This is a genomic window from Pseudomonas sp. LG1D9 (genome assembly GCF_002949995.1).
In the GTDB taxonomy this organism is placed as follows: Bacteria; Pseudomonadota; Gammaproteobacteria; order Pseudomonadales; family Pseudomonadaceae; genus Aquipseudomonas; species Aquipseudomonas proteolytica.
Map to the genome: position 1 here is coordinate 5,601,235 of NZ_CP026881.1, position 25,056 is coordinate 5,626,290.

Genomic DNA, 25,056 nt, shown 5'->3' on the forward strand with positions numbered 1-25,056 from the left:
CGTACGATGACCGACTGTGTATGTAATGCCGTCCCTGAGCGCCATCCTGGCGCCGACGTGGATGTTGAGCCTGCGACCCCCGCGTGGATGGCCGTCTTTTCGTTGGCAATGGGGGTGTTCGGGTTACTGACCGCTGAGTACCTTCCGGCCAGTTTGTTGACGCTGATGGCGACTGACCTGGGGGTGTCCGAAGCGCTGGCTGGCCAGGCGGTAACGGTGACAGCCGTCGTAGCGCTGTTCGCCGGCTTGTTGGTGCCTGGCCTGACCCGTGGCATCGACCGGCGTTGGGTGTTGCTGGGGTTTTCCACGTTGATGGTCGCTTCCAATCTGTTGGTCGCCGTTTCCTCCAGCTTCGCGGTGCTGTTGTTGATGCGCATCTTGCTGGGTATCGCCCTTGGCGGGTTCTGGAGCATGGCGGCGGCGGTCGCGATGCGGTTGGTGCCGAGTGCGCTATTGCCCCGGGCGCTATCGATCATTTTCAGTGGCATTGCCATCGGGACGGTCGTTGCAGTGCCGCTGGGCAGCTATCTGGGCGGGCTGTATGGCTGGCGCAGCGCGTTCTTTGCAGCGGCGGCGGTAGGCATGGTGACCCTGGCTTTTCAGTCGTTCACTCTGCCGCGCCTCGCGCCGCGTCGGCCGGCAAGATTGCGCACTGTTTTAGAGGTGTTGCAGCGCCCAGGCATCGCCATGGGGATGTTCGGTTGCGTGCTGGTGCACAGCGGGCACTTCGCGATGTTCACCTATGTTCGGCCATTCCTTGAAGGGACTACGGGTATTGGCTCGCAAGGGCTGTCACTGATGTTGCTGGGGTTCGGTGTGGCCAACTTCGTCGGCACGCTGTTGGCCGGAAGACTGCTGGAGCGCCACCCGCTGGCCACACTGGTGTTGATGCCCGCCCTGGTCGGCGTTGCAGCACTGGCGTTGGTGCTGTTGCCGGCATCGTTGCCGGGGCAGGCGATACTCCTGGCGATCTGGGGCTTGGCCTTTGGTGGTGTGCCGGTGGCGTGGTCGAACTGGGTTGCCAGTGCGGTACCTGATCAGGCGGAAAGCGCCGGAGGCATGGTGGTGGCATCTGTGCAATCGGCCATCGCAACAGGCGCCGCCGCTGGCGGTGCAGTGTTCAGCCTCGGTGGCAGCGCAGGCGTATTCGTCGCAGCGGCTGTGCTGATGCTGCTGGCCGCGCTGTTGATTGCGCTGCGGGTCCGCGTCCCTTCTGCCCAGGGCGTTCCATCGTGGAAAGGACTCGGCCCATGACTCATGGCACAAAGAGCAGGCTGATTACGATGTAGCTCCTTATGATCGGTTCTCGCCCGCAGATAGCCGATTTATCAGGAATCTAGCCAACACTTCGGTTTCACCAATTATCCACTTCGACTTCAGTGGCAGGGTGCATTGGGGTAACAACGTCTGAGGATCTCTTACGAAATGTGGGGTGTAGCCTAGCAATCCTGCGTAAAGCGCGGCGTTGCTAACCAGGCTTTCGTAGAAGCGCTCGAATAGCTCCTCCTCTTTTCGTTCTGAAAGCAGGCGATATTGCGCTTTACTGAACGCACATAGCTGTATGTAAAAAGGGATGAACAACGGTCCCGCTCTGTGTTTGGCCTGTTCGAGCGCGGCGCCGAAGTGCACGAGCGCTCGTTTGTCGTCACCGGCATACATGGCATCCTGGGCGAATTTCCATTCGTTAAGCCAGTTCGCTACTCTCCCTGACGCGATGTGCCAGGCGCCTTGCGCAAACAGCTTGTGTTCGTTCCTATATGCGAGATCCAGGCAGCTTGGAATCTCTGCAGCGCTGTTCAGTGAGCCCGGTAAACGCCTGATACCGTCAAGCTGTGCCTGGTAACGCAGGGAAGCCTGCTGGGCAAACGCTTCATCGTCGAGGGGGTACTGGTTGAATAACAATTCGAGCCAGTCGCTACTCGGTATCGCATGACGTAGGTCAACCGGCGCTGTTTTGGAGCGGCTCCTCGCCTCACGTTCAAACGTCCCGCAATCTGCCACATGGATATTGAGGTTGTGAGCGATCATGGCCGCGAAGGCGTGCACTGCGAATGCTTTCTTATCGATCGCCTCCGGCAGCTGGCAGGTCAGCGGTTGAAGGGTTGGATAAAATATTTCCCATTTCACACGGCTAGGCTTGCGTAGTCGATCGATCACCTGTTTCGACTGAGTGTTCACGAGTTGGGAGGTGAAATCACAATTCCAAGCTTGCTCCCCGAGCGGCGCGTCTAGCTGAAACTGGTGATACTGATGAAGTTTGTGCAGCGAGATACCGGTTATGCTGCAAGCCAGGTCGGCGAAGCTCCTTAACGGCCACTGTTCGTCCTGATCCTCTGCCGGCCAAGTATTGCCATGTGACGTTGCGCGGGCGAGCACCTTCGTCAATTCAATCAAATCTTGGCTGAGAAACCACTGGTAGCTGGATGTTTGGCTGTGTGTGTTGCAAGCATATTCCCTGACAAACTCTCGGTAATGGGCAAAGGCCGACACATAAAAGTCGATCGCGAATTCGGATACATTCCAACGTGCGTAACGTTCAGCGATTAAAGTCTGGATGTATTGGCTCAACTCCAAGTATTCATCGAACGATTCAAAGTCTGATTTGGACAGGTAATTCACATAGGCTTGAATCGTTCTGCTCTTCTTAACCTTCTGCGCATCCTTTGGGGCTAGCTGGGCAGTGACGACTGCAAGGTCATCGAGAGAACCAAAGGTGCCGTTGTCTTTTTCAACTGCTTTAAAGGCCTGCCGTAACGCGGCGCGACGTTCTTTTTCGGTGGCGGATACGTGGAAGGTGAAGTCTTCGTTTTCACTGTTCCACAGGCCTAAGCAGTCGCATACGGCTTTGTGCAGGAAACCTAATGTCGGCAGTTGATCAGTGGTGGGTAGCATGGTCATTTCCTTATAGAGAGTTCATCCCGATCCTAGGGAAATGAGAGCTTCTCACTAAGTATCAAAACAGCGATACGTGCCAGAAGATGAAGTTTGTACTGACGAATGGGGGCATCCTTTTCAAACCATCCAAAGCGTGCCCTCAGATGTGCCACCAATGTAGCGATCCACTGGAGGTGAATGGAGCTCCATGGTGTGTGGAAAGGCAGAAATGATCAGATAAACAGCCTATCCGACAACGCCTAAAGACTCTCAGGATCCCCAAAAAACATCTGAATCCGCGAACGCAACCACCGTTCCCCCGGGTCATTATCCTGCGACCCTCGCCATGCCATGTGTAGTTCAAAGCTGCGCACCGGCAACGGTGGGTCTTCGGCGCGCAGGCCGCCGGCGGCGGTCAGGGCTTCGGCGGTGTAGTCCGGCACGGTCGCCAGGATGTCGGTGCCGGCCAGCAGGGTGCCCAGGCCGTTGAACTGTGGCACGGCCAGTACTACGTGGCGCTTGCGGTCGAGTTTTTCCAACTCTTCATCGATAAACCCGCTGAGGTCGCCAGCGAATGAGACCAGGGCGTGGGGGCGGGCGCAGAAGTCATCCAGGCTCAGGGCGCCGGGTACGCTGTCGGCGCGCAGCAGCTTGGGCAGGCTGCGCCGCAGCAGTTTGCGCTTGGCGTTGGCCGGCAGGTCGGCGGTGTAGCTGACGCCAATGGAGATTTCCCCGGAGGCCAGCAGGCCGGGCATCAGGATGTAGTTGACGCGACGGATTACCAGCACGATGCCCGGCGCTTCGGCGCGCAGGCGTTTGAGCAGTTGCGGCAGCAGGGCGAACTCCACATCGTCCGACAGGCCGATGCGAAACACCGCGGTGCTGGTGGCTGGATCGAATTCGGCGGCGCGGCTGACGGCGGTGGAAATCGAATCCAGGGCCGGCGACAGCAAGGCGAAGATCTCTACCGCCCGTGCCGAGGGTTCCATGCTGCGCCCGGTACGCACGAACAGAGGATCGTCGAACAGCCCGCGCAGGCGTGACAAGGCCGCGCTGATGGCGGGCTGGCCGAGGAACAATTTCTCGGCGGCGCGGGTCACACTGCGCTCATGCATCAAGGTTTCGAATACGATCAACAGGTTCAGGTCGACACGACGCAGGTCGTTACGGTTCATCTTGTGTCCTGGCAGATTCAGCGAACTTGACGTGAGCGGCCACATGGGAACAATGGCCGGCATGAATCTTACGGGGAAAGGCTGGTACTCTGCACCGGCTAATTCAGATTTCCTACGCTGCCTGGCGTATTTTCCTAGGCGGTGGAATCAATGACAGACATGACGACTATTAATGGCGACCGGTGGCCTTGCCCCGAAAGCCCAGATAAAGTTCATGGCATTAGAGGTTACTTTGGCGAGGTTTGCGATGTCCCGCACGATCCGTTTTCACAAGTTTGGTCCGGCCGAGGTGCTCAAGTGCGAAGAGCATGAAGCCACGTTGCCCGCACCGGGCGAAGTGCAGGTGCGTGTCGAAGCGATTGGCATCAGCTGGTACGACATTCTCTGGCGGCAGAACCTGGCGTCCTCCCATGCCCGCCTGCCTTCGGGCCTTGGACATGAAATGGCTGGCGTGGTGGTGGCCGTGGGTGAGGGCGTCGACGACCTGGTGGTAGGCGACAAGGTTGCCAGCTTTCCGGCCGAAAGCCCCAATGATTACCCGGTGTATGGCGAGGTGATTGTATTGCCTCGTTCTGCCTTGACCCGTTACCCGGACGTGTTGAGCGCGGTGCAGGCCAGCGTGCATTACACGCCGTTGTTGATTGCCTACTTTGCCTACATCGATCTGGCACGGGCCAAACCCGGGCAGTTCGCTCTGGTGACGGATGCCAGCCATTGTGCCGGGCCATCGTTCGTGCAATTGGGCAAGGCTTTGGGCGTGCGGGTGATCGCGGCCACCAAGTCGCCGGAGGAACGCGAATACCTGCTGTCCCTGGGCGCGGAAAAGGTCATCGTCACCGAAGAACAGGATTTGCTGATGCAAATCAACAAGTTCACGGATGGGCGCGGCGTGGATGTAGTGTTCGACGGCCTGGGCGGCCCGCAGATGTCGCTGTTGGGCGATGTGCTCGCGCCCCGTGGCAGCCTGGTGTTGTACGGCCTGCAAGGCGGCAACCAGACCCCTTTCCCGGCCTGTGCCGCGTTCCAGAAGAACATCCAGTTCTTTGTGCACTGCATCGGCAACTTCACCGGCAAGCCGGAGTTGGGTATTGCTCAGGATCAAGCCGCGCTGCAGCGGGCCCTGAACGAGATCAACCAGTTGACCGCAGATGGCCTGCTGGTGCCGCTCAAGACCCGGGTGTTTCCATTCAGCCAGTTCGTCGACGCCCATCGCTACATGGATGAATGCCCGTGCCGTGAGCGGGTAGCGTTGCAGGTTGAAGCCGTTTGATCTGTGGGAATGTTCGCAAACGGACATTCTGCGAGTGTTTGCCATGGGGCAAATACGCCATTTAGAAGGACTGGATCTACGTCCTTGCTGAGCCCCCTGCCGGGATTTCTTCCCTGCAAAACCTGCCCTTGATGCCGCCGCTGCCCTGAATCCCAGAGCGGCGGCGTTTTGTTTGGGCGCTGCGGTCAATCCCCGCCCACCGAACTGCACTGGTTTTTGCCCTGAGTCTGTATCTTTTAATCATCAATCAAGCGCTGATAATTGCCCGGTCACTTTCATCTCAAGGACTGAGCAATGAATACAGCAAACAACTCAAAACAACGGCTCGCCGAAACTAACAAGTCGCTTTGTATGCCGACCCAAGGATGTGGGTTTGCAGAAAGCGCCTTTAAGTGTGCGCGAACCCAATCCGATTTTTACCCTGCGCCGCATATGTCAGATCATTCTTTAATATTCGAGTTAAAGATTAGTAGGAGGCTGTAAGACCATTCCTAGGCCGGCCAGTGGGCCGCTGTAGGGGCTTTCCTCCGTAGGTGATGGCATCTTCGTCAGGATGTTCCAACTGGCGCTTTGTTGTGCGGTGCTAACATTTAGCTATCAGCCTTAATCACAACAGGCGTCAACTTTAAGTAAACGCAGATCGGACAGGCACGCCTAACTGCATGCCCGAAACTGCCAGTTAACCTCAGGTAGTAAAGCTATGAGCGCTATTCACGAACAAGCCATGAATTATGTTTATCAGCAAGTTTTGCAGCGATTGCTGGGTCACTTTTCGCGAGCGGAGCGCACGGCACTTCAGTTATTGATTCAGCGATTGATTGTGGCGGCCGGGGGTCTGGAGCAGATCGGCGACTACAAGGTACTGGTGGCTCATGGGGGCGGTAAAAGCAGCAGTTACGCATTGGCCTTCCTGCGGGCAGCCCAATTGACCATTGCGGGCCGCGCGCCGAGGAGTTTCCAATTGCGCGTCGCGACCCTGCGCCATACGGGCATGACGCAAGCGGCGCTGGACAGCATTCACCGTGGTTACAGCGCGTTGTTTTTCCATGACGACCCCAGGGTCGAGTTGCTGATGGTGGAAAACCAGGAGGTTTTGCCTTTCAACCATCTGCGGCCGGCGTCCGCCGCTGGGCAGGATGCGGGACGGCGCAACATGCTGATGGTCGGGCATATGAGTTCGGGGGATATCCGCGCCAGTTTGTGCAACGACGGCTACCTGTCCCTGGGGGATTTCTACCGCCGCATCACGGCGTGGGACGGCGGGGTACACGCCTTGGCCAGTAGCGACTCACCGCGCAAGCAGAATCAATACCTGGCGTGGCTGGCCAGGACCACCCGCGCTGCGGGCATGAAAGGTCATTCCGGGCAGCCATTGGCGCTCAACGCGTTGTTCTCCCGCATGGACGATTGCAGTGCCGGTTATTACCGCAATGTGTATGGCGAGCATTACGCAGCACAGGATGCATCCGCCGCCAAGGAGGTGCACCGTCACCTGGCCTACATTGGCGTGGCTGACCTGTTACGCGCCACGGAGCATGGCTGCACGGCTTTGCTCAATGATTTCATGGGCTACAAGCAAGACGAGTTCGCCTTTCAGTTCAGCACCCCGGCCTACGCCAACCCGTTGCTGATGGCCCACCTGCATGGCCTGCATGCGCAAGTGCTGCAGGGCCTGGACTATCAGCAGGGTGTCACGCGGTTTATCGAGCAGGCCATCGGCTTCATGCGCCGTAAACAAATCCCTGACGTGCTGATTGCCCAAGCCGGGACGCGGGATGGCCGCGTATTGGCGGCGACGTACGCCCGCGAGTTCTTTGGCCTGGAGGAAAGCCAATTGGTATGCCTGTTGTTTTCACCGTTTATCCAGCAAGGGCAGCGGCTGGAAGCCTTCTTGCGCCGCTGTCATCCCGGCATGCTGGTGGCACTGCCCGAACTGCACAAAGTCCTTGAGGGCAAGCCCTCGGCAGAGTTGATCCAGCACTGGATTGTCGATACCAGTGGCTTGCCCCTGGCGCTGTTGCAGCACCTGTACGGCGCCCATGTCGCGGCCAATGCGGCCTGTATCAACAGCGAGGATGGGGCCACGGTGCCGCATGGCATACCAGGGCACTGAGGGTGATTGCGCTACGCCAGCCAGTGCTGCGGCAGCCAAGGTCATGAAGGGGGATAAGCCGGCTGACTTCGCCTATCAGGCTGTCTATCGCTACATGATCAACCTGATCAACGAAGTGGGCACTGAGGCGAGGGTCAAGCTGCCGTCCTTGCGGCACTTGGCAGAGCGTTTGAATGTGTCGATTTCCACCATTCAATACGCCTACTCGCTCCTGGAAAAGGAGGGCAGGGTGTATTCGGTGGCCAAGTCCGGCTACTACGCCCTGCCCATTGCCAGCAATACGCCATGCTGCACCGCAGGCGATCTCCTTGAGCGCCTGTATGCCGGGGCACGCAGGCCGGGGATGCTGGTCCTCAGTGCCGATGAGCCGGCCCAGTTGTTGTCCCTGGACGCGCCGTTGCTGCAATTGGAGCGTGAGTTGGTGCGCCAGTACCCGCGCCAGTTGCAGCCTTATTCCCAGCCGTGCGGCATTTGGGAGCTGCGGGCGGCGCTGGCGGCGCGTTATACCCACTCGCCCACACGGTGCTGGCAGGCCGACGATGTGTACATCGGTGCTGACCTGCGGGGGGTGCTGGCCATTCTGATCGAGGTGTTGGCGCTCAGAGGGGCTGCGGTGTTGGTGGAGTCGCCCTGTGACTGGCTTGTCCTGCGGTTGCTGCAAGATGCCGGGGTGCGCATGATCGAGTGGCCGTGTAACGAACAGGGCAGGCTCGACCTCGGTTACTTGCAGCAGCAACTGCGGAGCGAGGAAGTGCAACTGGCAGTGCTGTCTTCGACCCCGGGCATTGGCACGGGGGCGGCCTTGAGCCTGGCGGATCAGGCGCAGGTGGCGCGGTTGCTGGAACATGCCGGTTGCTGGGTGCTGGAGAATGACATCCACGGCGGGCTGGAATTCGAGGCGGGCACCCGCTACCTGCGCGATCTGGTGAACCCTGATCGACTGATGGTGTTTTCTTCCTTCGAAAAAGTCATGGGCCCGGAAGCGCCCTACGGCTATCTGCTGTCGCGGCACCTGAGCACGCAATTGCAGCGCCAGTTCCTGTTGCGCGCGTTTCGTTTGTCCTCGATTCGCCAGCGTGCAATCGCCCGGCTGCACCACAATGGCCGTTTTGACCAGCATCTTGAGCAGTTGCGCGACTTGCTCAAGGGGCATGCCGACGCCATGCACGTGCGCCTGGAGCAACATCTGGGCGGGCGCTTGACGTACCGTCGACCCCAGGCGGGTGCTACCTACTGGCTGCGCTCCACCGGGGCCGTCGATATGCGTCGGGTCTTTCAAAACATGCTGGCGCGCCAGGTGGTGATTGCCCCTGGCGAGTTGTTCAGCGTGAGTGGCCTGTACCAGCAACATTTTCGGCTGAGCCATGTGGCAAGCACTCATCACAGCCTGGACCTGGTGTTGGAGGAGTTGGCACAGGCACTCAAGCAGGGGCAGCACGGATGAATTGGCTTTGTGGGAAATATCGCTGATTATTGTGGGATAGATACCGGCCCGCGGCGGTCGAACACCCAGTAAACTGCATCCTTTTCCGAATCCTTCTTTTCAGAGGTTTTTGCATGACTCTCAGTCCTTTTGCGGGCAAACCGGCGCCGGCTCAGTTGCTGGTGGACATCCCGCGACTGGTAACGGCCTATTACACCGGCCAGCCCGATGCAGCCATCTCCACTCAACGCGTGGCTTTCGGTACTTCCGGGCACCGTGGCAGCTCTTTTGACTTGAGCTTCAACGAATGGCACGTGTTGGCCATCAGCCAGGCGATTTGCCTGTACCGCGCAGCACAAGGCATCACTGGCCCGCTATTCGTTGGCCTCGACACCCATGCGCTGTCCACGCCGGCGGGCGCCAGTGCGCTGGAAGTGCTGGCGGCCAACGGGGTGCATGTGATGCTTGCCGAAGGTGACGAATACACGCCAACCCCGGCGATTTCCCACGCCATCCTCTGCTACAACCGTGGCCGCACCAGCGGGCTGGCCGATGGCATTGTCATCACCCCGTCCCATAACCCGCCCCAGAGCGGCGGTTATAAATACAACCCGCCCAACGGCGGCCCGGCCGACACCCACGTCACCAAATGGATCGAAGCCAAGGCCAACGAACTGCTGGCTGCCAAATTGGCCGGGGTCAAGCGCATCACCCATGCCCAGGCATTGAAAGCCGATACCACCCATCGCCATGACTACCTCAACAGCTACGTGGCCGACCTGATCAATGTCATCGACATGGACGCGATCCGCAGCGCCGACTTGCGCCTGGGCGTAGACCCGTTGGGCGGAGCAGGGGTGCGCTACTGGTCGGCGATTGCCGAGCATTACCGTCTGAACTTGGAAGTGGTGAATACCGAAGTCGACCCGACATTCCGTTTCATGAGCGTGGATTGGGACGGCCAGATTCGCATGGACCCATCCTCCAGCTATGCGATGCAAGGCCTGATCGGCCTCAAGGAACGCTTCGACGTGGCGTTTGCCTGTGACCCGGACCACGACCGCCACGGCATCGTTACCCCGTCTGGTGGGCTGTTGGCGCCGAACAACTATCTGGCCGTGTCCATCGATTACCTGTTCCAGAACCGTCCCCAGTGGCGCGCTGATGCAGCCGTGGGTAAAACCGTGGTCAGCAGTGGCTTGATCGACCGCGTGGCGGCGCGCATTGGCCGGCGCCTGTATGAAGTGCCGGTGGGCTTCAAATGGTTTGCCGATGGCCTGTTTGAAGGCTCCCTGGGCTTTGGCGGCGAAGAAAGCGCCGGGGCTTCGTTCCTGCGCAAGGACGGCAGCGTGTGGAGTACTGACAAGGACGGCCTGATCCCGGCATTGCTGGCTGCGGAAATGACCTCGCGCAAAGGCCAGGACCCAAGCCAGATCTACCGTGGCCTGACCGATGCCTTGGGCGAACCGTTCGCCATCCGTGTGGATGCCAAGGCCACCCCGGCGCAGAAGGCGCTGCTGGGCAAGCTGGCACCGGAGCAGGTCACATCCACGCAATTGGCCGGGGAGAGCATCCAGCAGATCCTCAGCCATGCGCCAGGTAACGACCAGGCGATTGGCGGGCTGAAAGTCATGACCGAAAACGGCTGGTTCGCCGCGCGGCCGTCGGGCACCGAGGATATCTACAAGATCTATGCCGAGAGCTTTATTGGCGAAGATCACCTCAAGCGCCTGGTGGAAGAGGCGCAGGTGTTGGTGGATGGTGCGATCACCAGCCAGCCGTAAAAAGTGAGGGAGCGGCGCTGCGACCTGCTCCCACATTGGGTTTGAGCCTGGCTTGAGATCAAGCCAGGTCCACCAGCACCACTTCGCTGTCTTCGATCGCGGTCACCCGCAGTACGCGTTCATCCTGCACCGCAACACCATCCCGCGCCCGCGCCTGCAAGCCATTGACTTCGATCACCCCGGTCGCCGGCACCAGGTAAGCCCGGCGTCCTGCATCCAAGTGATACTCGGCACTTTCCCCGGCCTTCAGGTTGGCCGCCACCAGGCGCGCATCGGCACGGATACGCAGGCTTTCATTGTCGCCAAGCTTGCCGCTGGCCAAGGTCACAAACCCTTCGCGGTCGCCCTTGGGAAAAGGCTTGGCGCCCCAGGAAGGGGGCAGGCCGGCTTCATTGGGGATGATCCAGATCTGGAAGATCTTGGTGGCCGTGGCTTCCAGGTTGTATTCGCTATGGGCAATCCCGGTGCCGGCACTCATCACCTGGACGTCGCCAGCCTCGGTACGGCCCTTGTTGCCCAGGTTGTCAGCGTGGCTGATGGCGCCTTCGCGCACATAGGTGATGATTTCCATGTCCCGGTGCGGATGCTGTGGGAAGCCTGTGCCGGGAGCGATGATGTCATCGTTCCACACCCGCAGGTTGCCCCAGTGCATGCGCTGAGGGTCATGGTACTCAGCGAACGAAAAGTGGTGATGGGCATCCAGCCAACCGTGATTGGCACCGCCCAGGGAGGTAAAAGGTCGAAGTTCAAGCATGATCGTCTCCTGTTGATGGGGCTATCATCCGCCAGGGCATAATCGATAAAAAGCGTAAAAAATACCTGATTCCCATCTGATTATTCGATTGGTTTGCGCGCCGCCGAACTCGACCTGATATTCACTTCATCGCCTAACTGCATGAAGCCAAAGCAATTGGCTGGAACTGTCGCGGCATAACGGCGACCATAGGCGCTCTGTCCGCTTAACCCCCCGCAGGAGTCCGCGTGTCGCAACACACCCCCGATCTGCCCCCCGAACTGCGTCCCCTGGCGCAAATGCCGCTGTTCAAGCGCCTGGCTGCCCGGCTGTTTGGCCACGGATTGACGCGCCTGCGGGCCCAGCACCGTTTTTCGTGGCTGCATGGCCAAGCGGATGGTTTTCGCAGTGGGCATGAAGCGGGTGTGGAGTATGGCTACCAGGAAGGCAAGCGCGACGGCATCGAAGAGGGGCGCCAGGTCCTGTTGATTCGTGACTTTCGCAGTGATGAGCACCGTGCGCCCGGAGTTGATGACAGCCTGTTCGACGATTGGCGCCTGCCATTGACCCCTGAGCTGAAAAAACGCATCAAGGCCGATGTGGCGCGCTTGCTACCGGCCCATGCCCAGCCCAGCGCGGCCCAGTGGAAGATGATCTTCAGCGACACCCCGTCAACCTCGGTGATTGCCGGGGCCGGGGCCGGCAAGTCCACCTCGCTGGTCCTGCGCATCCTGTTGTTGACCCATTACCTGGGCTTTGAGCTGAGCTCCATGACCGTGGTGACCTTCACCCGTGAGTCGCGCAAGGACTTCATCGGCAAACTCATGGAGATTCTCAGCCTGTGGGGCCAACCCCTTGGTTTGAAAGAGGCCCAGGCCGTGGTGCGCACCTTTCATTCACGCATCCTGCCCATGGTCCGCAGCCTGCCGGGCTTCGAGCGCTTGCAGGCCTTCGAGAACCTGCACAACGGCACCTACGATGACGAGGCTGACAGCAACCCCTTCGAGCTGCGCATCAACGATGCCCAGCGCCAGCAGCTCAATGCCTGTTACCACGGGCTTTACGGCCGGCACACACGCTTTCGCGAGCTGATTGCGCCGATGGCGCGCCACGCCTTGCAGCTCAAGGAGTTGGAGCGCGACCACCCGGATGTGCAGAAGCGCATGGCGGTCACCGAGTTGGCGGCCAAGCGTGACGAAGAGCTGTGCGATGTGATTGAGGACCTGTGGTTTCGCGCCGGTGCCTGGCCGATCAAGGGCATCGAGCCCAACCGTCAGAGCGTGGAAATCAACGGCGCGGCGTTCCACTGCCACGGCTACAGCGCCGAATTGGACGCCTGGGTGGTACTGGGCTTCGACGCCAGGGAAAACCCGCAGATCGCCCGTCCAGGGGCCAAGCTGTCGGTGCGCGCCGAATGGGCAGTCAAGCGCACCCTGTTTCAAGCTTTCTGTCGCAAGCCTTTGATATGGCTTGATAACTATGAGTCTTCAAAGCGTCTTTTGAGCAGCCTGGCGGGCGATGCCAGCTCGGGGCCGGGGTTTGATTACAAGGTCAAGGGCGAGTTGGCTTCGGCGCCGCTGCTGGACTGTTTTGTCACCGCCGCCGGGTTTATTGAAAACCTCGGCCTGGACGTGCCCACGGCCGTAGGCCAGATGAGCTTTGCCAAGGATGACCCGGACCGCGCTTTCTTCGAAGCCCTGAGCATTTTCTGGAAGGCCCTGGAAGATCACCTGCTGGATCAGTCGCCGCCGATCATGACTTACAACCGCATGTTTTCGCTGTTTGGCGAGAACACCCCGGAGAACCTCAAGTTGCTCAGCGACGGGCTGTTGCGCCCGCTGTCGCACTTGATGATCGACGAGTTCCAGGACGTTTCGCCGCAGATCGTCTCGTGGATCCGCGCCAGCCTGCGCGAGATCCGCAGCCGTGGGCCGGCAATGCATGTGGGGCGCGGTGCCCAGCACTCCTCGCTGTTATGCGTGGGTGATGACTGGCAGTCGATCTATGGCTGGCGCGGCAGTTCGCCCAAGTACTTCATGGAGTTCAACAAGGCATTCCCGTCACCAAGCACCACCCGGGTAATGCTCGGGGAGAACTTCCGAAGCCACCAGCACATCATCGATGCCGCCGAGCATATCGTTAAAGCAGCACCGGCAATCAGCGGTAAAAAGGCCAAGGCCAGCGGCGCAGCCAAGGCGCTGATACCGGTGCAGGTGCTGGATCGAGATGAGGCCGCCCTGGCGCAGCAGTTGCTGGCGCACTATCAACGGGGCGAATCGGTGTTAATGCTGTATCGAAAAAGCAGCGATAAGCTGTTGATTCAGGAGCATATTCAGTCAGTAATTAACCTTGATTCTAGCTTGCCGCCGGCCCAGCGCCGCTTGAAACAACTGACCTATCACAGCGCCAAGGGACTGCAGGCGGATGCGGTGTTTTTGCTGGGCGATTGCCAGCACCTGACGCGCTCACCCTACAAGAACCAGGTGTACCGCATGGCCGGGCTTGGCAGGGACGGCGATGCCGAGCCCTATGACAATGCGCAAAAAGACGAGGTGCTGCGCCTGGCCTATGTCGGGATTACCCGGGCAGTGAGCCATTGCTACTGGTATGTCGAAGGGCAGGATGGCCAAGGAGCGAATGCGCCGAGGGCGTCGGACCGAGTGGCGGGGGGCAAAGTGTTCTTTGATGACCGCCGGGTGGCGAAGGTGAAGTAGAGGGGTTGCTGTGGTAAGTGGGTTTAGTGGGTTTAGTGGGCTTAGTGGGCTTAGTGGGATTGCTGTGGCGAGCGGGCTTGCCCCGCGCTGGGCTGCGCAGCAGCCCTAGAACCGACGCCCTCGGTTTACCTGACTAAACTCCGTGAGCTTATTGGGGCTGCTGCGCAGCCCAGCGCGGGGCAAGCCCGCTCGCCACAAGAAGCCCGCTCGCCACAGCAAGCCCGTTCACCACAATAAGCCCTGCAACTACGCCTGCCGCAACTGCGGGCGTATAAACGATTCGAGCTCTGCCTCAATCGCTTCGATAATGCGTTCCACATCCGTGGCGTTCATCACTGTGGCACAGGGAATGCCAGCAATGGCGATCATGGTTTCGCCACTCTCTCGGTCAAACAATCGCGCAATCATGCTGCCGGGCGCGTCCATGCTGCCTTCAAAGCCTACCGGGTGAAAATGCCAGCGCATCAACTGGCAGGCATTGGGGAATGTCACTTTGTTCATGTGACCAACCTTGTTCATTGAGCGCTTCCTTTAGCTCGCGGCAAGGGCGTCAGGTCCATCAATGGTCCTGACCGTGAAGCTTAAAAAATAGCACTCACTCGCAATTGGTATCGGGTTTTTTTCGGTCCGTTCGGCAGTTGCTTGCAAGAAGTTTGACGTGGGTCATGTCTTACAACTGCTTAGGCAAAAGGCCATTATTTGAAACTGTCACTTTGCCATTGAAGCACTCGGTAAAGTTGTGCAAGCTCCAGGCTTTAGCCGCTTGCGAGTGTTGTATGCCACAGACCGTCCCGGCCGATAGCCCGCAACAGACGCAAGCGACTGCCGACGTAGTGTTGCGCCATCACCTGTGCTGGAAGCACCGCGATCTGGACGGGGTCATGGCGCACTATCACCCAGATATCCAGTACCACGACTTCTTCCAGAACCGCGTGGTGTGCTTCGACCAACTGCGTGAGTACCTGCAAGCCAGCATGCCCCGCGACCCCGATGAGGCTATCGAGCACACTGATCGTATCCGCACCGATGGCGATACTGCATTTATCCAGTATCGCGTGACCTTGCGTGGCGGCCAGGGCCTGGTGTCGTTTCGTACCAGTGAGGCGATCACCGTGCGCGACGGGCTGATCTGGCGTGTCAACGAATACGCATCCCTGGTCCACGAACCCGCCACCAGCCGCTCCCAGTCCCAGGCCACGCGACCGACCGTCAGCCGCCTGGGCTTGTCGCCCCAGCAACTGAGCTACCTGGCCAACGATTTGCAGCAGTACTTCCAGCGCCAGCAACCTTATCTCGACCCTGAACTGGACCTGCAACGGGTAGCCAAGGAGTGTGGCTACAGTCGCAACCAGATCTCCTACCTGCTCAACCAGGTACTGGGGCAGAGCTTCTACCGCTACGTCAACCAGGCCCGTCTGCAGCATTTGCTCGCGGCACTGGATGGCGCCACGCCGCCGATCCGCATTGATGAGCTGGCATTTGCCGCCGGATTCAATTCGTTATCGGCGTTCTACAGCTGTTTCCGCCAACACACCGGCCTGTCACCCAAGGCCTACGTGAAACAAATTTCTCTGCGTGCACGCGCGCAAGACGACGACTGAAGCCAGGCACTAGGATCACGCCATCGACGTTTGGTGGTGGAGTTTGGGCATGCCGGCATGGCGCAAGATCAGTTTGTGGATGGACCAGTTGCAAGAGCTGCTGGAGGCGCGCGCGTCCCTGGAGCATGACCTGGATGTCGATGTGGCCATTATTGGCGCCGGCTACACCGGGTTGTGGACTGCCTATTACCTCAAGCGCCACGCGCCGCAGCTCAAGGTGGTGATCATTGAAGCCCAGACTGCCGGTTTCGGCGCTTCCGGGCGCAATGGTGGATGGTTGATGGGCAACCTGCTGGGCGAAGACCGCTTGCTCGCCGGTTTACCTGCCGAGCAACGCCGGGCCTCGTATGACCTGCTGCATGGCATCCCCGATGAAGTCGGGCAGGTGCTGCAGCGCGAAGGCATCGACTGCGACTACCGCAAGGGCGGGGCGCTGCACTGTGCCGCCCGCTACCCCGAGCAAGAAGCCAGCCTGCGCGAATACCTGGCCAAGCTCCACGGCCAAGGCCTGAGCGACGCTGACTACCGCTGGCTCAGCCCCGAGCAACTGGCCGGGCAGATCCGTATCGCCTCGGCTTATGGCGCGGTCTATACCCCCCACGTTGCGACGATCCATCCGGCCAAGCTGGTGCGCGGGTTGGCGCGGGTGGTCGAGGCCATGGGCGTGGCGATCTACGAGAACAGTCCGGTCACCCACTGGCAGGCCGCCAGCCTGCGCACCGCCAAGGCCCACGTCCGGGCCTCATGGGTGGTGCCAGCGGTGGAGGGCTATGCCCCGACGCTCAAGCCCCTGGGCCGCTATCAACTGCCGGTGCAAAGCCTGATCGTGGCGACCGAACCCTTGCCTGCCAGTACCTGGGAGGAAATCGGCCTGGATCAGGGCCAGGCTTTTGGTGAAAGCAGCCGCCAGGTCACCTATGGCCAGCGCACCGCGGATAACCGCCTGGTATTCGGGGCCCGCGGTGGTTATCAGTTTGCCGGCAAGTTGCGTCACAACTTCGACCTTACAGAAAGCGAGGTGGAGTTGCGCCGCTACCTGTTCTGCGAGCTATTCCCGCAACTGCAGCATGTGCGCGTCACCCACTCCTGGGGGGGCAACCTCGGTATGTCGCGGCGCTTTCGGCCGCACATGCTGTGCGACCAACAGAGCGGCATCGCCTTGTCGGGCGGGTACGGCGGGGAGGGCGTCGGCGCCAGCAACCTGGGCGGGCGAACCCTGGCTGACCTGATCCTGGGGCGTGACACACCGCTGGTCCAGCAACCGTGGGTGCTGCGCGACGGCGGCCTGAACGCCCTCAAGGGCTGGGAACCGGAGCCGTGCCGCTGGCTGGGCTACAACGCGATCATCCGCAGCTTTGTCCACGAGGACCAGACCCTGGCGGATCCGAACACCGCGCCCTGGCGGCGCAAGCTGGCCAGCGGCATGGCCGGCTTCATGGAAGGTTTCATGCACTAAGTCGCTTCAATCACCACAGGTATGACCATGAGCATTACCCAGTTCAAAGACACCCTTAACCGCCACCTGCCGGACTCAAGCCCGGTCGCTGTGCCCCTTGGCACCCCGATTGCCGTGGCGTCCACCCTCAGCGTGGAGCGCAGCGATGGTGTCGAAACCGGCATCTGGGAATGCACCCCAGGCCGCTGGCGGCGCCAGATCGTGGCCCAGGAGTTCTGCCACTTTATCCAGGGCCGCTGCACCTTCACCCCCGATGACGGTGAAACCCTGCAGATCGAAGCCGGTGATGCGCTGATGTTGCCGGCCAACAGCACGGGGATCTGGGATATCCAGGAGACCGTGCGCAAGACCTATGTGTTGATCCTCTAATCTTTTGATCCTTGATCGCCTGCCATAAAAACAGCCCTATAACCGCCAGGAAATCGAACCATGAGACCCATTGCCCTGTTGCCCTTGATGTTGGTGGCGTCCCTGACCCAGGCCGCCGAAACGGTGAAAATCTACAACTGGTCGAGTTACATCGCACCGGATACCACCAAGAACTTCCAGAAGGAAACCGGGATCGGTTTCAGCTACGACGTGTACGACAGCAACGAGACCCTGGATGGCAAGTTGATGACCGGCAATTCGGGTTATGACGTGGTTTTTCCGTCCAACCACTTCATGGCCCGACAGATCCAGGGTGGGGCCCTGAAAAAACTCGACAAGAGCCAGTTGCCGAACTGGAAGAACCTCAACCCGGTGCTGCTCAAGGCCCTGCAAACCAACGATCCGGGCAATGAACACGGCTTCCCGTACCTGTGGGGCAGCACTGGCATCGGCTACAACATCGACAAGGTCAAGGCCGTATTGGGCGACGATGCGCCGGTCGATTCCTGGGACTTGATCTTCAAGCCCGAGTACATGGAAAAACTCAGCAAATGCGGGGTGGCGATCCTCGACAACGGTCCGGAACTGCTGCCGATCGCCCTGAACTACCTGGGCCTGCCGCACCACAGCAAGAACCCCGAGGACTACAAAAAAGCCGAGGCGCTGCTGATCAAGGTGCGGCCCTACATCGCCTACTTCCACTCCTCCAAATACACCGGCGACCTGGCCAACGGCGATATCTGCGTGGCGGTAGGCTTCTCGGGTGACGTGCTGCAGGCCGAAAGCCGGGCCAAGGAAGCCAAGAATGGCGTGAAGATCGGCTACAACATCCCCAAGGAAGGCGCCGCGATCTGGTTCGACATGGTCGCCATACCCGCCGACGCCCCGGATGAAAAAGCCGGCTATGCCTTCATGAACTACCTGCTGCGCCCGGACGTGATGGCCGGTATCACCAACTTCGTGCACTACGCCAACGGCAACAGCGCTGCCGACAGCCTGGTAGACCCGGTGATCAAGAGCGACACCAAGGTGTACCCGAGCGAAGAGATGATGGGCAAGCTGTTCGCCCTCGAAGCCATGCCGATGAAGATCGACCGCATTCGCACACGGATCTGGAACACCATCCGCACCGGGCGCTAACGTCTGCAGACGGGCTAGTTGTGGCGAGGGGGCTTGTCCCCCGCTGGGCTGCGCAGCAGCCCCAATAAGGTCCACTCAATTGCATCAGGTAAATCGAGGTGGCTGGTTTTGGGGCTGCTGCGCAGCCCAGCGGGGGACAAGCCCCCTCGCCACGAAAGCCCACGACAGGCCGTTCGCTGGGGCCTATGGGTTATCCAGGTCGTGCCCCAGCGATTGGATAAACAACGAGAACAACTCCGGCTGCGACGAGATATCCAGCTTGGCGTAAAGGTGGCGTCGATGCACCTTGACCGTGTCCGGCGAGATGCTCAGGCGTTCGGCCATGGCCTTGGACGAGAACCCGCGCAGGACTAGGCGGGCGATTTCCAGTTCGCGCTCGGACAGCACCCCGCTGCCGAAATGGCTCAACGCATCGCGTATCTGGCTGGCCATTGCCTCGCCGGCCGGCGCGCGCCGGGTACTCTGCTGCCAATGCTGTTGCATCAACGGCAGCACCCACGCCGCCAGCAGCGACAGCAGCCCGGTTTCCGTCGCGGTAAATACCCGCTGCATCCCCAATGACAACGACAAGGTGCCCGCCCCAGGCAGTTGCAGGATGAATTGCACTTCATCCTCCAGCACGTTGTCGTGGAAGTAATTGAGGAAGTACTCGCTCTGGCGGAAATGGTCCGGCGCCACTTCTTCCAGGCGGTATACGCCACTGGCGTAGCCTTCGCGGCACGCCTGGAAGAACGGGTCGAGCAAGTACAAGCCATTGAGGTACACCAGCATCGACGCCGGTTTGCTGGTGGGCTGCGCGTCGTACTCTTCCAGCGCCTGGGGCGGGCCATCCACGGGGTAGAAGATCGCCAGGGCGTTATCAAAGGCGAGGTTCTGGTGCAGCAACAGCACCAATTGCTTCCAGAAGCGCTCGGTGCCAATTTGCGACACGGTACGGCCCAGGCCCGCATGCATGCTGATTTCCCTGAACAGGCTCATGTGATGGGTTCCGGTGGCTGAAAGATCGGCCAAGGGTTCGGTTTTTACCCAGCCCCGTCAAGGGGAGTACTCCAATAGGGGAATTGGCCGGTGCAGTGGCTACCCCTACATTCCCTGTAGGAGCGAGCTTGCTCGCGAAAGACGTCAACGCAAACGCGTGCTTGCGGGGTAACCGCAGCGCGCTCAGGTTTTTCGCGAGCAAGCTCGCTCCTACAATAAAAAAATTGATCGCTCCTTCTTTTTCGTTTCTGCCTCAAACCAGCTTTCCAATAAAAAGAATAAACAAGAGGATAACGATATGAGCACCACCCCCACGCCTGATGGCGTGCTTAAACCAACCTTGAGTGTGTTCGATGTAGTGGCCATTACCGTTTCAGCGGTGACCCCGGCCAGTTCCGTGTTTGTCATTGCGCCGTTTGCCATCCAGCAAGCCGGCAGTGGGGTGTTCCTGGCGTTTGTGATGGCCGGGCTACTGGCGCTGATGTTCGCCTTTTGCTACGCCGAACTGGGGCGTGCCCATAACAGCGCGGGTGGCGAGTATGTGTACGCCAAGCGGGTGTTCGGCGGGATGGCGGGCTATGCCACCTTCCTCACCGTACTGGTAATGCTGCTGTTTATCCCGCCGGTACTGGCCACCGGCGCGGCGACCTACCTCAACAACGCCCTGGGCACGCAATTCGACTCACAAACCGTGGCCCTGGTGATCGTGGTCTGCAGTTACGCCCTGGGCATCCTCAATATCAAGCTCAATGCGTGGATCACCGGTACCTGCCTGTTGCTGGAAGTGGCGGCGTTGTTGGTGATCGTGTTTATCGGCTTTGGCAACCCGGTGCAGCCGGCCAGTGTGCTGTTCCAGCCGCAGATCGTCGAAAACGGCGTATTGCACCTGGCGCCCTGGGCCCTGGTGATCGGCGCCGTGGGCATCGGCCTGTTCTCGTTCAACGGCTACGGCCCGGCGGTGTTGTTGGCCGAAGACATGAAATGCGGCGGCAAGGGCGTGCACAAGGCGGTGCTGTGGTCCCTGGGCCTGGTGGTGGTGATCGAGCTGGTGCCAATCACCGCACTGTTGATTGGCGCCCCATCCTTGCGCGAGATGATCAGCAGCCCGGACCCCATCGGTTACCTGCTGACCAGTCATGGCAATGAAACCCTGTCACGCCTGGTCAGTGCCGGGATCTTCCTCTCCGTGTTCAACGCCATCGTCGCCATCGTGATCCAGATCGGCCGGGTCGTGTTCAGCAGTGGCCGCGATGCGCTGTGGACGCCAACCATCAACAAACTCTTCACCCGTATCCACCCGCGTTGGGATTCGCCATGGTTGGCCACGCTGTTCCTGGCGATCCCTTCGGCACTGCTCAGCTTCAGCTCCAACCTGGCGGACCTGACGTCCTTCAGCGTGTTGTTGATCATGCTGGTGTACCTGATCGTCGCCCTCAGCGCGCTGATGAGCCGGGTGCTGCTGCGTGACCGCGAGCACCCGTACCGCATGCCCCTGTGGCCGGTGCCGGCCTTGCTGGCTGTGGCGGGCGCGGGATATCTGTTGTTTACCTTGTTTATCGCCGCGTCCATGCGCGACATCATGATTATCATCGGCCTGCTGGCCTTGTCGGTGATCCTGTATTGCATCAGCGGCCGGTCGAGTCCGGCGTTCCAGAAACTGTAAGGAGTGGTTATGCGCGCACGTCAATTGGGCATTACGTTGGGGTTGGGCACACCCGGCGAATTGAATGCGATTACCGATGTCCCCGGGGTTCGGGTCGGCCACAGCACGCTCAAGGAGCAGATCGATGGCAAGCAGGTTCGCACCGGGGTCACGCTGATCCAGCCGCGGGCCGGTGCTGCGCGGCTGCAGCCGTGTTTTGCCGGGTATCACGTGCTCAACGGCAATGGCGACGCCACCGGCCTGGAATGGATCAGCGAAGCCGGACTGCTGACCACGCCCCTGGCAATCACCAACACCCACAGTATTGGCATTGTGCGTGACACCCTGATTGCCCTGGAGCGCGACAGCCTGGCTGACCCGGCGGTGTACTGGTGCATGCCGGTGGTGATGGAGACCTATGACGGCCTGCTCAACGATATCTGGGGCCAGCACATCGGGCCGGAGCATGTGCTCCAGGCCATGGCCAATGCCGAATCCGGCCCGGTGCAGGAAGGCGCGGTGGGTGGCGGCACCGGGATGATCTGCCATGAGTTCAAGGGCGGCATTGGCAGCGCTTCGCGCAAGCTGCCGGCGGAGCAGGGCGGCTGGACCGTTGGCGTGCTGGTGCAGGCCAACCACGGCAAGCGCCAGGAACTGCGGGTGGATGGGTATCCGGTGGGGCGCCATTTGATGGAAATTGTCTCGCCGTTTGCCGACCGTGGCACCCCGGGCATGGGCTCCATCGTGGTGATCATCGCCACCGATGCGCCATTGCTGCCGCACCAATGCCAGCGCCTGGCGCAACGCGCCTCCATCGGTATTGCCCGCACCGGCGGCGGTACCGAGGATTCCAGTGGCGATCTGTTCCTGGCGTTTGCCACCGGCAACCATGACCTGCCGCCTGCGGATTACGGGCGCAAGGACTTGCCCCTCAGTACGGCATTGAACATGGTCAACAATGATCATATTTCGCCATTGTTCAGTGCCGCGGCCGAGGCGGTGGAAGAGGCGATCATCAACGCGATCCTCGCCGGGGAAGACATGACCACCGCCGATGGCGTGCTGGTGCCGGGGCTGGATGGGCAGACGCTGCTGGAGGCAATGCGCCAGACGGGATGGCGCTAAAGGGTTGAGGGGCGCCTGCGTCTGTGGCGAGCAGGCTTGTTGTGGCGAGCGGGCTTGCCCCGCGCTGGGGTGCGCAGCAGCCCCAATAGGACTTCCACCGCAGTGCCTGCTTTTAGGGCTGCTACGCACCCCAGCGCGGGGCAAGCCCGCTCGCCACAGGATGTATTGTTTTTATTGACACGGTGACACTTTTAAAATGCAACCCAATCAAATAATTGGATCCATTCAATATTAAAACGTGACCTGTCTGGCATTTAATTATTTAGCACTATTTAATATTTAAATAACCAACTTCCCGCCAAGCAGCCCAAAACAAATAATATAAACACTTCCTCCCCAATGTTTGCAGGCGTTATTCCTTTCGAGCACTTTCCCAGCAAAAAAAATACTGGACGTGTGATTTAAGTTTGTGTCAGTTTTCTTTCGCCTTCATAAGAGGCGAGTGATAGGACGATCTCGCCAGAGAGCGTCATATCGGACAAAAACTGTTCCACTTGCAAACAAGGAAGTACGTTTATGTCGAAAGTAAAAGACAAAGCTATTGTCTCGGCAGCTCAAGCAAGTAGTGCCTATTCCCAAATCGATAGCTTTAGCCATTTGTACGACCGCGGCGGCAACCTCACGGTCAATGGCAAACCTTCGTTCTCTGTCGACCAGGCAGCCGACCATTTGCTGCGCGAAAACGCGGCATACCGGGACGTTGACGGCAACGGGAGGATCGATCTGACCTACACCTTCCTGACGTCGGCCTCTTCGGCGACCATGAACAAGCATGGCATCTCAGGGTTCAGCCAGTTCAGCAACCTGCAAAAAGGCCAGGCCGTACTGGCCATGCAATCCTGGGCCGATGTGGCCAATGTCACCTTCACCGAGAAAGCCTCGGGCGGCGACTTCCACATGACCTTCGGCAACTACAGCGCCGGCCAGGATGGTGCCGCTGCCTTTGCCTACTTGCCCGGCACCAATGAGAAGTACCACACGAGCGGCACGGATGGCACCTCGTGGTACCTGATCAACAACAGCTACACCGCCAACATCAACCCGGGCCTGAACAACTACGGGCGCCAGACCCTGACCCACGAGATCGGCCATACCCTGGGCCTGGATCACCCTGGCGACTACAACGCCGGGACCGGCAACCCGTCTTACCGAGACGCGGACTACGGCCAGGACACCCGTGGCTACAGCGTGATGAGCTACTGGGGCGAAAACAACACCAACCAGAACTTCACCAAAGGCGGGGTAGAGGCTTATGCGTCCGGCCCGCTGATCGACGATATCGCGGCGATCCAGAAGCTCTACGGTGCCAACTACAACACCCGTGCCGGCGATACCACCTACGGGTTCAACTCCAACACCGGGCGTGATCACCTCAGCGCCACTTCCAATGCCGACAAGCTGGTGTTCTCGGTATGGGACGGTGGTGGCAACGACACCCTGGATTTCTCCGGCTTTACCCAGAACCAGAAAATCAACCTCAACGAGACGTCGTTCTCCGATGTGGGCGGCCTGGTGGGTAACGTGTCGATCGCCCAGGGCGTGACCGTGGAAAACGCCTTTGGTGGTTCGGGCAACGACCTGTTGATCGGCAACGCAGTGGCCAACACCCTCAAGGGCGGGGCCGGCAATGACCTGATCTACGGCGGTGGCGGGGCCGACAAACTGTGGGGCGGCGCGGGCTCGGACACCTTTGTGTTCGGTGCCAGCTCCGACTCCCGCCCAGGTGCGGCGGACCAGATCCTTGACTTCACCTCGGGTTCGGACAAGATCGACCTGACCGGCATCACCCAAGGCAGCGGCCTGCATTTCGTCAACGCCTTTACCGGCGCTGCCGGCGATGCCGTGCTGACGTACGCCTCGGGTACCAACCTGGGCACGTTGGCGGTGGACTTCGCCGGGCACGGCGTGGCGGACTTCCTCGTCACCACCGTGGGCCAGGCGGCCTACAGCGACATCGTGGCCTGATCAAGGCGTAGGACCTGTGGTGAGCGGGGCTTGCTTGTTGTGGTACGGGTTTGCTTTGATAAACGTTTGCTTTGGTGGTGGAGCTTGTCGTGGCGAGGGGGCTTGTCCCCCGTTGGACTGCGCAGCAGTCCCATTTTTTCAGGGCCGCTTCGCGCCCCAGCGCGGGGCAAGCCCGCTCGCCACAGCAACCCCCCACAACAACAAGTGCTGCTCACCACAAACCGGGTACTGTTGATGACTATTTTTCGTAACGCAATCGCCTGGTTGATCCCGGCGTTGCTCGTGTCGGTAGGAGCCAATGCAATGGCAAGGATTCCTGTTTTACCCAGCACCGCCCAACTGGCCGGGCACTGGCAACTACGCCAGCAAGAGCAGGTGTGCAAGCTGGATCTGATCGCTCAACCCAACAGCCTGGCCGGTGACATTGATTGTGCGCAGCAGTGGCTGGGGCAAACACCCCTGACCTGGCTGCCCACCCCGGATGGTATCTGGCTGATGAATGCCGAGGGCACCGGAATAACCCATTTGAATCGGCAGAAAGAAGGCGAATATACCGCGCGTTCTGCTACTGGGTTGGAGCTGTTACTGCAACGCACACAATAATAAAGTCATGCGGTTATAGATTTATAACCGCCGATATAGGGATATTTACTGGGCGTGACCTATCTCGACCTGTCACTTCCAACATATTAAA

At 59.9% G+C, this 25,056-nt stretch carries 19 protein-coding genes; 14 read left to right on the plus strand and 5 right to left on the minus strand.

What is annotated here, in order from left to right:
* The first annotated feature begins 6 nt into the window (after nucleotides 1–6).
* Entirely contained in the window at nucleotides 7–1,254 is a 1,248-nt protein-coding gene (locus C5F71_RS25885; protein ID WP_104912320.1) for an MFS transporter, read from the plus strand.
* A gap of 39 nt (nucleotides 1,255–1,293) precedes the next feature.
* Here C5F71_RS25885 and C5F71_RS25890 read toward each other — a convergent pair whose 3' ends face one another.
* A complete protein-coding gene (locus C5F71_RS25890; protein ID WP_092236616.1) occupies nucleotides 1,294–2,892 on the minus strand; it encodes a hypothetical protein in 1,599 nt (532 codons plus the stop codon).
* Nucleotides 2,893–3,134: 242 nt separating this feature from the next.
* Nucleotides 3,135–4,049, minus strand: coding sequence for a LysR substrate-binding domain-containing protein (locus C5F71_RS25895; RefSeq protein WP_070994887.1), 915 nt, complete (start codon nucleotides 4,047–4,049; stop codon nucleotides 3,135–3,137).
* A 247-nt stretch (nucleotides 4,050–4,296) separates the two neighbouring features.
* On the opposite strand from C5F71_RS25895, the gene C5F71_RS25900 reads away from it, so the two are divergent.
* The 4 genes from C5F71_RS25900 (at nucleotide 4,297) to pgm (ending at nucleotide 10,639) form a co-directional block, all read left to right on the plus strand.
* The gene (locus tag C5F71_RS25900) at nucleotides 4,297–5,319 is read left to right on the plus strand and encodes a zinc-dependent alcohol dehydrogenase family protein (RefSeq protein ID WP_029300001.1); all 1,023 of its coding nucleotides are present in this window, start codon (nucleotides 4,297–4,299) and stop codon (nucleotides 5,317–5,319) included.
* A gap of 700 nt (nucleotides 5,320–6,019) precedes the next feature.
* Nucleotides 6,020–7,432: a hypothetical protein gene (locus tag C5F71_RS25905; RefSeq protein ID WP_104912321.1), complete on the plus strand. Its 1,413-nt coding sequence runs from the start codon at nucleotides 6,020–6,022 to the stop codon at nucleotides 7,430–7,432.
* Between the two features lie 43 nt (nucleotides 7,433–7,475).
* Nucleotides 7,476–8,876: a PLP-dependent aminotransferase family protein gene (locus C5F71_RS25910; protein ID WP_104912322.1), complete on the plus strand. Its 1,401-nt coding sequence runs from the start codon at nucleotides 7,476–7,478 to the stop codon at nucleotides 8,874–8,876.
* Between the two features lie 113 nt (nucleotides 8,877–8,989).
* Entirely contained in the window at nucleotides 8,990–10,639 is a 1,650-nt protein-coding gene (pgm, locus tag C5F71_RS25915) for a phosphoglucomutase (alpha-D-glucose-1,6-bisphosphate-dependent) (RefSeq protein ID WP_029299995.1), read from the plus strand.
* A 58-nt stretch (nucleotides 10,640–10,697) separates the two neighbouring features.
* Here pgm and C5F71_RS25920 read toward each other — a convergent pair whose 3' ends face one another.
* Nucleotides 10,698–11,393 carry a pirin family protein gene (locus tag C5F71_RS25920; RefSeq protein WP_070994883.1) on the minus strand — a complete coding sequence of 232 codons (696 nt, stop codon included), beginning with the start codon at nucleotides 11,391–11,393 and terminating at the stop codon, nucleotides 10,698–10,700.
* 227 nt (nucleotides 11,394–11,620) lie between these two features.
* Here C5F71_RS25920 and C5F71_RS25925 point away from each other — a divergent pair, with 227 nt between their 5' ends.
* Nucleotides 11,621–14,086 (plus strand): UvrD-helicase domain-containing protein, encoded by a 2,466-nt coding sequence (locus C5F71_RS25925; protein WP_104912323.1) that lies wholly within the window; start codon nucleotides 11,621–11,623, stop codon nucleotides 14,084–14,086.
* Between the two features lie 246 nt (nucleotides 14,087–14,332).
* Here the strand turns inward: C5F71_RS25925 and C5F71_RS25930 are convergent, their stop codons facing one another.
* Nucleotides 14,333–14,605, minus strand: coding sequence for a DUF1652 domain-containing protein (locus C5F71_RS25930; protein ID WP_104912324.1), 273 nt, complete (start codon nucleotides 14,603–14,605; stop codon nucleotides 14,333–14,335).
* A 257-nt stretch (nucleotides 14,606–14,862) separates the two neighbouring features.
* Between C5F71_RS25930 and C5F71_RS25935 the strand changes: the two genes are divergently transcribed.
* Genes C5F71_RS25935 through C5F71_RS25950 form a run of 4 tightly spaced genes read left to right on the plus strand, consistent with a single transcriptional unit; the run spans nucleotide 14,863 to nucleotide 18,652 of the window.
* Nucleotides 14,863–15,687, plus strand: coding sequence for an AraC family transcriptional regulator (locus tag C5F71_RS25935; protein WP_029299987.1), 825 nt, complete (start codon nucleotides 14,863–14,865; stop codon nucleotides 15,685–15,687).
* Nucleotides 15,688–15,736: 49 nt separating this feature from the next.
* Nucleotides 15,737–17,143 (plus strand): FAD-binding oxidoreductase, encoded by a 1,407-nt coding sequence (locus C5F71_RS25940; protein ID WP_104912325.1) that lies wholly within the window; start codon nucleotides 15,737–15,739, stop codon nucleotides 17,141–17,143.
* Between the two features lie 27 nt (nucleotides 17,144–17,170).
* Nucleotides 17,171–17,512 (plus strand): cupin domain-containing protein, encoded by a 342-nt coding sequence (locus tag C5F71_RS25945; protein ID WP_029299984.1) that lies wholly within the window; start codon nucleotides 17,171–17,173, stop codon nucleotides 17,510–17,512.
* A gap of 60 nt (nucleotides 17,513–17,572) precedes the next feature.
* Nucleotides 17,573–18,652 (plus strand): polyamine ABC transporter substrate-binding protein, encoded by a 1,080-nt coding sequence (locus tag C5F71_RS25950; protein ID WP_104912326.1) that lies wholly within the window; start codon nucleotides 17,573–17,575, stop codon nucleotides 18,650–18,652.
* 183 nt (nucleotides 18,653–18,835) lie between these two features.
* Here C5F71_RS25950 and C5F71_RS25955 read toward each other — a convergent pair whose 3' ends face one another.
* Nucleotides 18,836–19,630 (minus strand): helix-turn-helix transcriptional regulator, encoded by a 795-nt coding sequence (locus tag C5F71_RS25955; RefSeq protein WP_092236630.1) that lies wholly within the window; start codon nucleotides 19,628–19,630, stop codon nucleotides 18,836–18,838.
* A 298-nt stretch (nucleotides 19,631–19,928) separates the two neighbouring features.
* On the opposite strand from C5F71_RS25955, the gene C5F71_RS25960 reads away from it, so the two are divergent.
* The 4 genes from C5F71_RS25960 to C5F71_RS25980 all read left to right on the plus strand — a co-directional run bounded on the left by C5F71_RS25960 (nucleotide 19,929) and on the right by C5F71_RS25980 (nucleotide 24,965).
* Nucleotides 19,929–21,293, plus strand: coding sequence for an APC family permease (locus tag C5F71_RS25960; RefSeq protein ID WP_029299978.1), 1,365 nt, complete (start codon nucleotides 19,929–19,931; stop codon nucleotides 21,291–21,293).
* A gap of 9 nt (nucleotides 21,294–21,302) precedes the next feature.
* On the plus strand, nucleotides 21,303–22,397 hold the full coding sequence (locus C5F71_RS25965; protein ID WP_104912327.1) for a P1 family peptidase: 1,095 nt from the start codon (nucleotides 21,303–21,305) through the stop codon (nucleotides 22,395–22,397).
* 516 nt (nucleotides 22,398–22,913) lie between these two features.
* Nucleotides 22,914–24,362, plus strand: coding sequence for a serralysin family metalloprotease (locus C5F71_RS25970; RefSeq protein WP_104912328.1), 1,449 nt, complete (start codon nucleotides 22,914–22,916; stop codon nucleotides 24,360–24,362).
* A gap of 234 nt (nucleotides 24,363–24,596) precedes the next feature.
* Nucleotides 24,597–24,965, plus strand: coding sequence for an AprI/Inh family metalloprotease inhibitor (locus C5F71_RS25980; protein ID WP_029299970.1), 369 nt, complete (start codon nucleotides 24,597–24,599; stop codon nucleotides 24,963–24,965).
* The last annotated feature ends 91 nt before the right edge of the window (nucleotides 24,966–25,056 follow it).